Raw genomic sequence first — 12996 nt, forward strand, 5'->3', positions numbered from 1 at the left:
TACTAATTGCCCGTGCGGCTTGACCCTATAACTTTGACTAATGCAGTCAAGACTGTTATGCCAAGCACGCAATCAAATACAAAACCCTGATTCCAAGACTCTATGAATTCGCAGCGCAGACATCAAACCTGCGCCGCAACAAGTTATGCCTGATGACCATAGCAAGTTGGTACCACTCCTTCCCATCCCGAACAGGACAGTGAAACGACTTCGCGCCGATGATAGTGCGGATCCCCGTGTGAAAGTAGGTCATCGTCAGGCTATTACAGCCCAAACCGCCCTCCAGCTCTATCGAGTTGGGGGGCGTTTTGCTTGGGGGATCGGGGAAACAGAAATGCGCAGCGTGTGCGCGATATTCTGATGAAGGGCAGCTTCCGGTCGGCTGGGAAGGCCTTGCGATGAAGCCTCAAGAGGCACGGCCGATCAATTCGATGCAGTGAGGTACTCGGGGGCCTTGCTGGATAACTTTTACACAAGGCCGAAGCAACTCAACGGCCCCTCTCTGGGGTCCGGATTTCAGCCCTTCGTCAAGATAACTCCCGCAACCCCACCCGACGCCGGTCGGTGTCGGGTGGGCGGGATTGCCCCACTACTGCAAGTGTGCGACCGCGTTCAGCGGCGGAACTTGCCGTCCGTGCCGATGATGGACAGGTCGGCGAAGTCCAGGCCCGTGCGATCGTCGGGGCCGTAGGTGATGTCGAGGCCGCCCAGGTCGAACTTCTGGATGGATTCGAGCGCCGTCTGCACTTTTTCGCGCGAAGGCTTGGCGCCGGCGCGGCGCAGTCCTTCCACCAAGACCTTGGCGGCGGCGTAGCCCTCCAGCATGGCCGGGCTGATCTCCTTGCCCTTGGACTTGGCCAGATCATGGGCTTCGCGCACCAGGGGGAAATGGCTGGAGCGTTCGTTGGGAAAGACCTGGGTGACGATCACGCCGCGGGCATTGTTGCCCAGGCTCTTGGCGAATCCCGAGGAGGCGTTGTTCGACAGGGTGACGATCTGTGTGCCCGATCCCGCGTTGCGGAATGCCGTATAGCCGTCCACCACGGCGGAGCCGGAGGCGAGCATGAGCACGGCCTGCGCCTGGGACTGGACCACCTTGGCCGCGATCGGCGCGAAATCCGGCTTGGCGCGGTTGAACTTCTCCAGCACCACGGGCTGCAGCTTGGCCTGCTCCAGGCCGCGCTGGGCGCCCGCGAGGCCGTCGGCTCCGAAGCTGTCGTCGGCCAGCACCACGCCGATGCGGGTGATGCCCATCGATGCCAGGTGGGTGATGGCCTTTTCCGCCTCGCGCTGGTAGGTGGCGCGCACGTTGAAGACATGCTTGCGCACCGGCTTGTGCAGCACCATGGCGCCGGTGGACGGGCCCACCAGGGCCACGCCATGCTTGTCTAGCAGCGGCACGATGGCCTCGTTGTGGGGCGTGCCCCGGGTGAGGAACATGGCGGTCACGTTCTGCTCCTCGATGAGCTTGCGGGCGTTCTCGGCTGCGAGCTTGGGATCGAACTTGTCGTCCAGAGAGATCAGCTCGATCTTCTGGCCATGCACGCCGCCGCGCGCGTTCACCATGTCCAGGTACAGGCGGGCGCCGTCGGTTGTTTCCTGCACGCCCGAGGCGACGATGCCGCTGAACCCAGCGGTTTGCCCGATCAGTACCTGCGCCTGGGCGGACATGCCCATGGTGGCTACGAGCGCGGCCAGCGCTGTGGCCCTCTGCCAGTTCCTCATTGAATTGCCTCCGATTTTTATGGATGGTGTTGTGGTGCCGTTGATGGCGGGCGGCCGGGGCCGCTCCTGTCCGGTGGTGCGTACCGTTTGCACTGCCGCCTGGGGCGGCGGACGGACAAGACCCAGCACTATTGCGCGGCCTTCCCTTCGTGGCAAGCGGTCATCTGCATGGATGTGATGGTCCGCGCGTGCGTGGACGGGGCTTCCCCTCGACGGCGCCTGCAGATGCCGCCTGCACGGTGTGTGCACGATCGTTGTCGCCGAACAACGCGCAGCCTGTCTTTTGCCGGGCGACGCGGAGCCCCCGCATGCCGGACATGGCGAGGACGGCACCTAGAATGTTCCGCCTCACTGCAGAAAGAGCCGTTCATGACCCAGGGACTGATCCGTATCCACGGCGCGCGCCAGCACAACCTCAAGAACCTTGATCTGGACATCCGCACGGGTGAGCTGACGGTGGTCACCGGCCCCAGCGGATCGGGCAAGTCCAGCCTGGTGTTCGACACGCTGTACGCCGAGGGCCAGCGCCGCTACGTGGAAACCTTCAGCGCCTACGCGCGCCAGTTCCTCGACCGCATGGACAAGCCCGCCGTGGACAAGGTGGAGGGCGTGCCGCCGGCCATCGCCATCGACCAGACCAACCCCGTGCGCAGCTCCCGCTCCACCGTGGGCACGATGACGGAGCTGAACGACCACCTGAAGCTGATGTTCGCGCGCGCGGGCCAGCTGTTCGACCGCCAGACGGCGCAGCCCGTGCGCCACGACTCGCCCGACACGATCTATGGCGAGCTGCAGCGGCGCAGCGCCGCCGAGGGCGATCCGCGCCTGGTCGTCACCTTTCCCGTGGAACTGCCCGCCAACACCACGCCCGACGAGGTGGCGCAATGGCTGTCCGCCAGCGGCTTCACCAAGGTGCAGGCCGAGCGCGAGCAGGAGGGCAAGAAGCTGCTCGACGTGGTGGCCGACCGCTTTCGGCTCGGCAACGCCGAGCGTGCGCGCGTGGTAGAGGCCATCGAGATCGCGCTCAAGCGCGGCAGCGGCCGGTTGACCGTTTACCGCCTGCGGGAAGAAGGCGAGCCTGGCGGCGGCGCTGGGCCATCCCAGGGCGCGGCGGGAAGCGCGGGGGCCTGGGACTTGTGGCGCTTCTCCACGGGCCTGCACTGCCCCGACAGCGACCTGCGCTACGCCGAGCCCATCGCCTCGATGTTCTCGTTCAACTCCGCCGTGGGCGCCTGCGACACCTGCCGCGGCTTTGGCCGGGTGATCGGCGTGGACTGGGGCCTGGTCATCCCGAATGAGCGGCTGACCCTGCGCGCCGGCGCCATCAAGCCCATCCAGACGCCGGCCTGGAAGGAATGCCAGGACGACCTCATGCGCTACGCCGAGGCCGCGGGCATTCCGCGCGACACGCCCTGGTACAAGCTCACTGCGGAGCAAAAGCACTGGGTGATCGAGGGCACGCCCGGCTTCAAGAGCGGCAACTGGAACAAGCAGTGGTACGGCATCCGCCGCTTCTTCGAGTACCTGGAGAGCAAGGCCTACAAGATGCACATCCGGGTGCTGCTGTCCAAGTACCGCAGCTACACGCCCTGCCCGGTGTGCGCGGGCGCGCGCCTGAAGACCGAGAGCCTGCTGTGGCGCGTGGGCAGCAAGGACGATGCCGACGCCGTGCTGCCGCCCGCGCAGCGCTTCATGCCGCAGGGCGTGGCCTGGAGCCGCGCGCAGCTTGAGGCCCTGCCGGGCCTGTGCCTGCACGACCTGATGCTGCTGCCCATCGAACGGCTGCGGCGCTTCTTCGCGCGCTGGGCGGCGCCATCGGGCGCTATTGATTCAATAGCTGCTGACGCTTATGGAGCGGGCACAGAGGGCCAAAATGGCTTGAAGAGCGGCGAGGCCCAGGCCCTGAAGCTGCTGCACGGGGAAATCGCCACGCGCCTGCAGTACCTGTGCGACGTGGGCATCGGCTACCTCACGCTGGACCGGCAAAGCCGCACGCTGTCGGGCGGCGAGGTGCAGCGCATCAACCTCACCACGGCGCTGGGCACCTCGCTGGTCAACACGCTGTTCGTGCTGGACGAGCCCAGCATCGGCCTGCACCCGCGCGACATGCACCGCATCACCGAGGCCATGCTGCGCCTGCGCGACGCCGGCAACACCCTGGTGGTGGTGGAACACGACCCGGCCGTGATGCTGGCGGCCGACCGCATCATCGACTTCGGCCCCGGCCCCGGCGAGCGCGGTGGCGAGATCGTGTTCGACGGCACCGTGGGCCAGCTGCGCCGCGCCCCCACGCTCACCGGCCAGTACCTGGGCGGCCACCGCCAGATCGGCACCGGCCTCAAGCGCCTGGTGACGCAGGCCACGCCGCGCCTCATCCTGGAAGGCGCGCGCGAGCACAACCTGCAGGACGTGAACGTCGAGTTCCCGCTGCAGCACCTGGTCACCATCACCGGCGTGTCCGGTTCGGGCAAGTCCACGCTGATCCAGGACGTGCTGGCGCCCGCGCTCATGCGCCACTTCGGCAAGGCCACGGACTCGCCCGGCGCGCACGAGCGGCTGCTGGGCGCAGACCACCTGAGCGACGTGGTGTTCGTGGACCAGTCGCCCATCGGCAAGACGGCGCGCTCCAACCCCGTGAGCTACGTGGGCGCGTGGGACACCATCCGCGAGCTGTTCGCCGTCGCGCCGCTGGCCCGCGAGCGCGGCTACACGGCCGCCAAGTTCAGCTTCAACTCGGGCGACGGGCGCTGCCCCACCTGCGGCGGCTCGGGCTTCGAGCATGTGGAGATGCAGTTCCTGTCCGACGTGTACCTGCGCTGCCCCGACTGCGACGGCAGGCGCTACCGGCCCGAGATCCTGGAGGTGCGCATCGAGCGCGGCGGGCATCTGCTCAACGTGGCCGACGTGCTGGAACTCACCGTGCACGAGGCCGCGCTGCTCTTCGCCAAGGACCGCGACGTGATCCGCGCGCTGCAGCCCATCGTGGACGTGGGCCTGGAGTACGTGAAGCTGGGCCAGCCCGTGCCCACGCTGTCCGGCGGCGAGGCGCAGCGCCTGAAGCTGGCGGGCTTTCTGGCGGAGGCGGCGCGCAGCCAGGCCAAGTCGCGCCAGCCCATCGCGCGCAAGGGCACGCTGTTCCTGTTCGACGAGCCGACCACCGGCCTGCACTTCGACGACATCGCCAAGCTCATGCGCGCGCTGCGCAAGCTGCTGGACGCGGGGCACTCGCTGATCGTCATCGAGCACAACCTGGACGTGATCCGCGCCAGCGACTGGATCATCGACCTGGGCCCCGAGGGCGGCGACGCCGGCGGCCAGCTGGTGGCCGAGGGCGCGCCCGAGGACCTGCGCCACCACCCGCAATCGCACACCGCGCAGGCCCTGCGCGAATACGAGCAGGCGCTGGGCGAGGGCGGCCATTCGGTGCACGAGCGGCAGGCCGTGCTACGAAAAGAGAAGCTGCTTGCGCAGGGTGGAAGCGCGCCACATGCCAAAAATGCCATTGAAATCATCAACGCCAAGGAACACAACCTGAAGCAGCTCACGCTGGACATACCGCGTGGCCGCTTCAACGTGGTCACGGGCGTGAGCGGCTCGGGCAAGTCCACGCTGGCCTTCGACATCCTGTTCAACGAGGGCCAGCGCCGCTACCTGGAAAGCCTGAACGCCTACGCGCGCTCCATCGTGCAGCCCGCGGGCCGGCCCGAGGTGGACGCCGTCTACGGCATCCCGCCCACGGTGGCCATCGAGCAGCGCCTGTCGCGCGGCGGCCGCAAGAGCACGGTAGGCACGACCACCGAGGTCTGGCATTTCCTGCGCCTGCTGTACGTCAAGCTGGGTGTGCAGCACTGCGTGCACGACGGCGCGGCCGTGCAGCCGCAGACGGCCGAGAGCATCGCCGCCCAGCTGCTGACGCAGTTCAAGGGCCAGCACATCGGGCTGATGGCGCCGCTGGTGGTGAACCGCAAGGGCGTCTATACCGAGCTGGCCGACTGGGCCCGCCCGCGCGGCTACACCCACCTGCGCGTGGACGGCAACTTCCTGCCGACCTCGGGCTTTCCTCGCATCGACCGCTTCAAGGAGCACACCATTGAGCTGCCCGTGGCCAGCCTGGACGTGTCGCCCCAGCACGAGGCGGAGCTGCGCACGCAGCTGGCCAAGGCGCTGGAGCTGGGCAAGGGCGTGGTGCATGTGCTCAGCGGCCTGGACGGCCTGCAACAGGCGCTGCAGGAGGGCACGCCCACGGCGCACATCGGCCGGCTGCAGGTGTTTTCCACCAAGCGCGCCTGCCCCGTGTGCGCCACCAGCTATGCCGAGCTTCAGCCTTCCCTGTTCTCCTACAACAGCAAGCATGGCTGGTGCCCCGACTGCGTGGGCACGGGCGTGCAGCTCACGCGCGAGCAGCGCAAGCAGCTCGACGACTCGGTGCTGGGCGACAAGGACAAGGGGCGCGAGCAGACCTTTGCCGAGCCCGAGGTGGAGGACGTGGCCGACGTCGCCTGCCCCAGCTGCCAGGGCACGCGCCTGAACCCCGTGGCGCGCGCCGTGCGGTTCGCGGGCACGCCGATCACCGAGGTGGCGCGCCTGTCCGTGGCCGAGGTGCGCCAGTGGATCGCGGGGCTGCAGCTGTCCGGGCGCGAGGCCGAGATCGCCCGCGACCTGGTGCCCGAGATCCAGAGCCGCCTGGAATTCCTGGAGGAGGTGGGCCTGTCCTACCTCACGCTGGACCGCGGCGCGCCCACGCTCAGCGGCGGCGAGGCGCAGCGCATCCGCCTGGCCGCGCAGCTGGGCAGCAACCTGCAGGGCGTGTGCTACGTGCTGGACGAGCCCACCATCGGCCTGCACGCGCGCGACAACCAGATCCTGCTGAACGCCCTGCACAAGCTGGGCGACAAGGGCAACACCCTGGTGGTGGTGGAGCACGACGAGGACACCATCCGCCGCGCCGACCACATCATCGACATCGGCCCCAGCGCCGGCAAGCGCGGCGGCCGCCTGGTGGCGCAGGGCTCGGTGGCCGATCTGCAGGCCGCGCCGGACTCGCAGACCGGCCGCTACCTGCTGCACGCCATGCGCCATCCGCTGCAGCCCCGGCGCGCGGTAAATGCTATTGAAAACATAGCTTCAGACGCTCGACCACAAAGCGCCGCAGGCCAAAATGATTCGCAAGCCCAGCACTGGCTGACCGTGCTGGGCGCGCGGCTGCACAACCTGCGGGACGTCACGGCGCGTGTGCCGCTCAAGCGCCTGGTGGCCGTCACCGGCGTCAGCGGCTCGGGCAAGTCCACGCTGGCGCGCGACGTGCTGCTGGCCAATGTGGCCGCTTGGGTGGGCCAGCGCGCCACCAAGGCCGGGCGCGACGCCATGGACGCGGGCCAGGCGCCCGCGCTGGCCGGCTGCACCGGGCTGCAGGGCTTCGAGACCATCGACCGCGTGCTGGAGGTGGACCAGACCCCCATCGGCAAGACGCCGCGCAGCTGCCCGGCCACCTACATCGGCTTCTGGGACACCATCCGCAAGCTGTTCGCCGAAACGCTGGAGGCCAAGGCGCGCGGCTACGCGCCGGGCCGTTTCAGCTTCAACACCGGCGAGGGCCGCTGCCCCGCCTGCGAAGGCCAGGGCGTGCGCACCATCGAGATGAGCTTCCTGCCCGACGTGAAGGTGCCCTGCGAGGTCTGCCACGGCGCGCGCTTCAACCCCGAGACGCTGGCCGTCACCTGGCGCGGCAAGAGCATCGGCGACGTGCTGCAGATGGAGGTGGACGAGGCCGTGGAGTTCTTCGCCAGCATGCCCAGCATCGCCCACCCGCTGCAGCTCTTGAAGGACGTGGGCCTGGGCTACCTCACGCTGGGCCAGCCCAGCCCCACGCTGTCCGGCGGCGAGGCCCAGCGCATCAAGCTGGTGACCGAGCTGACCAAGGTGCGCGACGACGTGGGCCGGCGCGGGCAGAAAAGCCCGCACACGCTCTACGTGCTGGACGAGCCCACCGTGGGCCTGCACATGGCCGACGTGCACAAGCTCATCCAGGTGCTGCACCGCCTGGTGGATGGCGGCCACAGCGTGGTGGTGATCGAGCACGACCTCGACGTGATCGCCGAGGCCGACTGGATCATCGACCTCGGTCCCGAGGGCGGCAAGGACGGCGGAACCATCGTCGCCGCCGCCACGCCCGAGGACGTGGTGCGCCTGGGCACGCACACCGGCCGGGCGCTGGCGCCGGTGCTGGCGCGCGCCTGACGGCGCTCAGGCCCTGCGCCGCAGGCGCAGCACCGCCCCCAGCGCCAGCACGGCGGACAGCACCAGCATGCCCCACTGCGACAGCGTGGGCACCGCCTGCACGCCGCCGGCAGGCGGCGGCAGGGCCGCGTCGTCGTTGGTGATGGTGCCCGTGGCCGTGGTGGCGGCGCCGGCGGTGGCGCCCGACAGATTGGACAGGGTGACGGTAAAGGTTTCGTTCGCCTCGGCCGTGGTGTCGCCGTGGATGGCCACGGTGAAGGTCTTGGCCAGGTCGTCGCCCGCGTCCCAGTGCAGCGATCCCGTGGCCGCCGTGTAGTCGCTGCCGGCGCTGGCCGTGCCGTTGGCGGTGCTCCAGTCCATGGTGACGGTGGCCGTGGGCGTGGCCGAGAGGGTGGCGGTGAAGCTCATCAGCGCCGTGCCCATGTGGCCTTCGGCCAGGCTGGCGTTGCCCAGGGTCACGGTGGGCGCCGCCGCATCGTCGGTGACGATGGTGCCGGTGGCCGTGGTGACCGCCCCGGGCGCCATGCCGACGAAGTTCGACAGCTCGACGGTGAAGCTCTCGTTCGCCTCGGGGACCGTGTCGCCGTGGATGGTGACTTCGATGCGCTGGGGGTCCCTGTTGCCGGGGGCCCAGGTCAGCGTGCCGCTGGCTGCGGTGTAGTCGCTGCCGGCGCTGGCCGTGCCGTTCACGGTGCGCCAGTCCAGGCGCATGGGCTCGGTGGCGGATGGCTTGTCCGGCGTGACGGTGAACACCAGCACCTGGGTGCCCGCAAAGCCCTCCACGGCACTGATGGTGGTGGCGCTGAAGGCCGGGCGCGGGGCGTCCAGCGTCCAGGCGCCGCCGTCGGGGTAGGCGGCGCCGGAGGCGGCCGGGGCGGTGGCGGTGCTGCCGAACATCACGCACACGTCGCTCACGCCACCCACCGTGGCACGGCCCAGGCAGGGCGTGTTGAGCATGGTGGTGCCGCCGCCGTGGGTGTTGACGTTGATGTACTCCACCAGGTCGCCGTCGGCGTGCGGGCCGGCCAGGCCGTTGGCCCAGCGGCTCACGGTGATGATGGACTGGGTGATGTTGCCGCTGGCATCGGTGGCGACCTTGAAGCCATGCACGCGCATGTCCGGGCGCGCGGGGGTGCTGCTCAGCCCGATGGCGCCATTGCTGAACGACCAGCGGGTGACCTGTGCGCTGATGTCGGTGGCGATCGAATGGTTGGGCGGCAGCGGCGATGCGGTGACGAAGTAACCCTGCACCTGCCCGTCGGTGGGCAGGGCGATGCAGGTGCCGGCGCTGCAAGGAGGGTTGTAGTTGTCGATGGCGCTGTACGTGCCCGAGAGGAAGCGGTAGGCCACGTCGGCATGCGCGCCAGGACCGTGGGCCGAGGCCAGGGCCGCGAACGCGGCGAGTATCCAGGGTTTCATGGGGGAGCTTCTGGGGTTGCAGGAGCCCCGGATTCTTTGGCCGCGCCCCCGGCCATGCCATTCCCCCAAGGGGTTCAATCCTTCCGCGCGGGGTGCCGCCCACCGGGCCTGCCATTGCGGCAGGTTTGCTATTTATTTAATAGCTATTGGCGCTTGGCGTATAAGGGCTATGGCCTTGTTTTGCTGCATTTTTGTGCTGCAGGCGGCTTGCCAGCTCCTCCCAGTCGCTCGCGCCTGTGGCCTCCAGGATGAGGCGCATGTGCTTCTTCAGCGCGGCGCTGCCCACGCCGGTGAGCGTGGTGGCCTCGGCGCGCGCGTGGCCCAGGCCGGCCAGGGCGGCGATCTCGCGTTGCAGGGGCGACAGGGGCAGCTGCAGCACGCGGCGCACCACGTCGATTTGCTGCGGGCGCTGCAGCTGCAGGGTCAGCAGCCATTGCGCGGGCGGGGCCGTGGGGGCGACGGCCGGGGAGCGCAGCGCATGGACGCGCACGGCCAGCAGGCCGTGGGGCACGGGAATGCGCGCCTCGCTGGGCTGGAAGCCATGGCGCGGGTGCAGCCGCAGGCCCAGCTGCCAGGCCAGGTTGGGCGGCAGTGGCCCGCCCGCGGGGCCGCGCAGGCCCAGGCCGCGCAGGTTGGCATCCTGCAGCAGCTGCATGGCGGTGGCGTCGGCCAGCACGGGGCGGAAGCTGGTGGCGTCCAGCAGCACATGGCCCTCGGGGCCGTCTTTGCTGGCGTTGCAGGGGGCGGGGGCGCGGGCGAAGGCGCGCTGCAGGCTGGCCGAGGCGCGCGACAGCAGCGCCACGTGCTCGGGCCCGAAGCCCCGGCCCTGGGTGCGAAACAGCAGCGCCACCGCGCGCGTGCGGCCCTGGGCCTCCACGCGCAGGTCCAGCGTGTGGTGGTGGCCGCAGGCGCGGATGAGCAGGTTGTAGGTGTTGGAGCGGAAGTACCGCGCATCGGGCGACAGCAGGCGGCCCACGGCGGGGCCGTCGGCCTGGGCCAGGGCGACGACGTTGGTCTCCCCCGCGCCCTGGAACAGGCGCTCGAACTCGTTGAGGAACAGGTCTTGCACGGCGGCGGGCGCGCCCTCGTGGAAGAAACCCTCGGGCAGGCCGTGTTCGTCCACCCAGAACAGCGCCGCCTCGTCAGCGCCCACCAGCGCGCACAGCAGGCGGCACACGTCGGGCGCGATGGGCGCCAGGCCCAGGCCCAGGCGGCACAGCATGTCCAGTTCGTGCCACAGGCGGGGGCGCGTGGACATGGCGTCAGTCCTGCCTGCGGCCCCGGCGGCGCCGCGCGGCCAGGGCGCCGCCGCCGGCCAGCAGCGTGCTGATGGCGGCCAGCCCTGCAGCGCCCAGCGCGGGCACGGCGACCGCGCCAGAGGGGCCATCGTCGCTGACGATGGTGCCGCGGGCCTGCGCCGTGGCGGCGGTGGCGCCGGCGATGGCCTCCAGCAGCACCTGCATGGTTTCGCTGGGCTCGGGGTCGTCGTCGCCCCGCACGCTGATGCTGATGGTGCGCGGGCTGTTGTCGCCCGCCGCCCAGGTGAGCGTGCCCAGGTCGCTGGCATAGTCGGCGGGTGCGGTGGCCGTGCCGTCGGCGGTGCGCCAGTTCAGGCTGACGGGCGCGGCGGGCACGGCCGAGAGCGTGACGGTGAAGCGCAGCTGCGCCGTGCCGCCCGCGCGGCCCTCGGTGACGGAGGCGCTGGCAATGTGCACCTGGGGCAGCGGCGTGCCCTGGAATTCATAGGCCCCCATGTCCACGGTGCGCACCCGGCGCGGCCGGCCCAGCAGGTCCTGCGTGACGCGGGCGTCGGCCAGCGCGTCGCTGCCGTAGTCGATGGCGTCGGAGTCGGGCAGCAGGGAGAAGTCGCCGGGCTCGGGGTCGGCGAAGCGGGGATCGCCCGTGCGCGTGCCCGGCCCGTAGGGGCGCGGGCCGCCCGCGGGCGGCAGCGGCGGCGCGGCGAACACCAGGTTGTGGCTGTCCAGAAAGCCGGGCACGCGCTCGTCGTCCAGCCAGAAGGCGTGGCGGGCATGGTGGGCGAAGATGTTGTTGGCCAGCCGGCCCGTCAGGCGCGCGCCCAGGTCGGTGCGGGCGTTGGCGATCAGGCCCACGTCGTTGCCCGCGATGGTGTTGTGCAGCACTTGCGCGGCGATGTGGGCGCCGTTGTCTTCGGCGTTCAGCATGATGGCGGCGGGCCCGCCGGCGTGGTTCTTCTGGCCGCTGATGACGTTGTTGAGGATGGCCGCCGTCACCGCGCTGCCCAGGCTGCGCAGGGAGATGCCGTTGTTGAAGCCGCCGGTGCCCCGAAGGTAGTTGTGCTGGGCCAGCAGGTGGAACGGGCCGGCGGTGGTGTACAGGTCGACCAGGGCGCATTCCGTCAGGTTCACCGCCGTGATCCGGTTGCGGGCGATGGTGGCGGAGACGGCGCTGGCCTGGTGGGCATGCACCATGATCGGGTTCGCGCACGAGCCGCCGCCGCGCCGCTGGATGATGGTGTTGTCGGTGATCACGGCCGTAAGCGTGCCATAAGTGCCGTCGTGGGTGCTGTGGCGCACTTCGATGGAGGAGCCGAAGTCGTTCTCCAGCTGGTTGCCCGTGGCCGTGAAGTCCAAACTGCCGCCGCCGGGGCCCAGGATGCCCATCAGCCGGGTGCTGCCATGCAGGCCGCCGAACGCCACCTGCAGGTCGGCCGCGCCGGCCAGGGCCACCAGGGCGCGCACGCCGGGGCTGTAGGTGGGCGCCGCCCGCACGGTCAGCGATTGGTCGATGGTGACGCTCTCGTCGATCAGGGCGTTGGTGGCCAGCTCGATGGTGTCGCCGCTGGCGGCGGCGTTCACGCAGGCCTGCAGCGTGGTGTTGCATGGCGCTGCAGCCTGGGGAAAGGTGAGGGTGTCGGCCTGGGCGGCCGTGGCGGCGGCCAGCAGGGCGGCCAGGAGGAGGGGGCGGGCGATCTTCATGCGCGGTGGGTTGGGAATGGGGGCCGCGCGATTGTTCGAAGAAGGCGGCGCGCGCGCCATTCCCCCAAGGGGTACGGCGGGTGCCCCGGGCCTGCCATCCATTGGGCGGCTGCGGGCGCCGAAGGGGGCGGCACGGGTGGCCTGCGCGGCCACGGGCATTGAAAACCGGCCGGTGGGCCGCAGGTGCAGGGGAATCACCTTCCAAGGCTCCGCCCATGAACACTCCCGACGCGCCGCACATCGTCTGCCCCCATTGCCACACCACCAACCGCGTGCAGGCCGCGCAGTTGGGCAGCCAGCCCGACTGCGGCAGTTGCCACCAGCCCTTGTTCACCGGGGCGCCATTGGCCCTGGACGCAGCCAGCTTCGACCGGCATGTGGGCCGCAACCACATCCCGGTGCTGGTGGACTTCTGGGCGCCCTGGTGCGGGCCCTGCCGCCAGATGGCGCCGGCCTTTGCCCAGGCGGCGCGCACGCTGGAGCCGCAGGTGCGGCTGGCCAAGCTCGACACCGAGGCGCACCCGCAGGTGGCGGCGCCCTACAACATCCGCAGCATTCCGACCATGGTGCTGTTCAAGGGCGGGCGCGAGGTCGCGCGCATTTCGGGAGCCCTGGGGGCGGCGGACATTGAGCGCTGGGTGCGCTCGGTGCTGTGATG

6 protein-coding genes and 1 rRNA gene are annotated in these 12996 nt (G+C 69.9%); 3 read left to right on the plus strand and 4 right to left on the minus strand.

What is annotated here, in order from left to right; translation table 11 throughout:
* Window positions 1-148: 148 nt before the first annotated feature.
* Window positions 149-261: ribosomal RNA gene (gene rrf / locus BP68_RS12230) — 5S ribosomal RNA — on the plus strand.
* A 351-nt stretch (window positions 262-612) separates the two neighbouring features.
* Here the strand turns inward: rrf and BP68_RS12235 are convergent.
* Entirely contained in the window at window positions 613-1725 is a 1113-nt protein-coding gene (locus tag BP68_RS12235) for an ABC transporter substrate-binding protein (protein WP_496372102.1), read from the minus strand.
* Window positions 1726-2094: 369 nt separating this feature from the next.
* Between BP68_RS12235 and uvrA the strand changes: the two genes are divergently transcribed.
* Entirely contained in the window at window positions 2095-7962 is a 5868-nt protein-coding gene (uvrA, locus tag BP68_RS12240; protein ID WP_496372104.1) for an excinuclease ABC subunit UvrA, read from the plus strand.
* A 6-nt stretch (window positions 7963-7968) separates the two neighbouring features.
* On the opposite strand, the gene BP68_RS12245 is transcribed toward uvrA, so the two are convergent.
* The 3 genes from BP68_RS12245 to BP68_RS12255 all read right to left on the minus strand — a co-directional run bounded on the left by BP68_RS12245 (window position 7969) and on the right by BP68_RS12255 (window position 12338).
* Window positions 7969-9381, minus strand: a complete 1413-nt coding sequence (locus tag BP68_RS12245; protein WP_496372106.1) for an IPTL-CTERM sorting domain-containing protein — start codon at window positions 9379-9381, stop codon at window positions 7969-7971.
* 136 nt (window positions 9382-9517) lie between these two features.
* On the minus strand, window positions 9518-10639 hold the full coding sequence (locus tag BP68_RS12250) for a hypothetical protein (protein WP_496372108.1): 1122 nt from the start codon (window positions 10637-10639) through the stop codon (window positions 9518-9520).
* A gap of 4 nt (window positions 10640-10643) precedes the next feature.
* Entirely contained in the window at window positions 10644-12338 is a 1695-nt protein-coding gene (locus BP68_RS12255) for a Calx-beta domain-containing protein (protein WP_496372110.1), read from the minus strand.
* A gap of 215 nt (window positions 12339-12553) precedes the next feature.
* On the opposite strand from BP68_RS12255, the gene trxC reads away from it, so the two are divergent.
* A complete protein-coding gene (trxC, locus tag BP68_RS12260; RefSeq protein ID WP_496372112.1) occupies window positions 12554-12994 on the plus strand; it encodes a thioredoxin TrxC in 441 nt (146 codons plus the stop codon).
* Window positions 12995-12996: the final 2 nt, after the last annotated feature.

Source organism: Diaphorobacter oryzae DSM 22780 (assembly GCF_059568935.1).

Bases quoted from the DNA above. Each gene is read 5' to 3' on its own strand.
- BP68_RS12235 (WP_496372102.1), bottom strand. From the start codon at position 1,725: ATGAGGAACTGGCAGAGGGCCACAGCGCTGGCCGCGCTCGTAGCCACC.
- uvrA (WP_496372104.1), top strand. From the start codon at position 2,095: ATGACCCAGGGACTGATCCGTATCCACGGCGCGCGCCAGCACAACCTC.
- BP68_RS12245 (WP_496372106.1), bottom strand. From the start codon at position 9,381: ATGAAACCCTGGATACTCGCCGCGTTCGCGGCCCTGGCCTCGGCCCAC.
- BP68_RS12250 (WP_496372108.1), bottom strand. From the start codon at position 10,639: ATGTCCACGCGCCCCCGCCTGTGGCACGAACTGGACATGCTGTGCCGC.
- BP68_RS12255 (WP_496372110.1), bottom strand. From the start codon at position 12,338: ATGAAGATCGCCCGCCCCCTCCTCCTGGCCGCCCTGCTGGCCGCCGCC.
- trxC (WP_496372112.1), top strand. From the start codon at position 12,554: ATGAACACTCCCGACGCGCCGCACATCGTCTGCCCCCATTGCCACACC.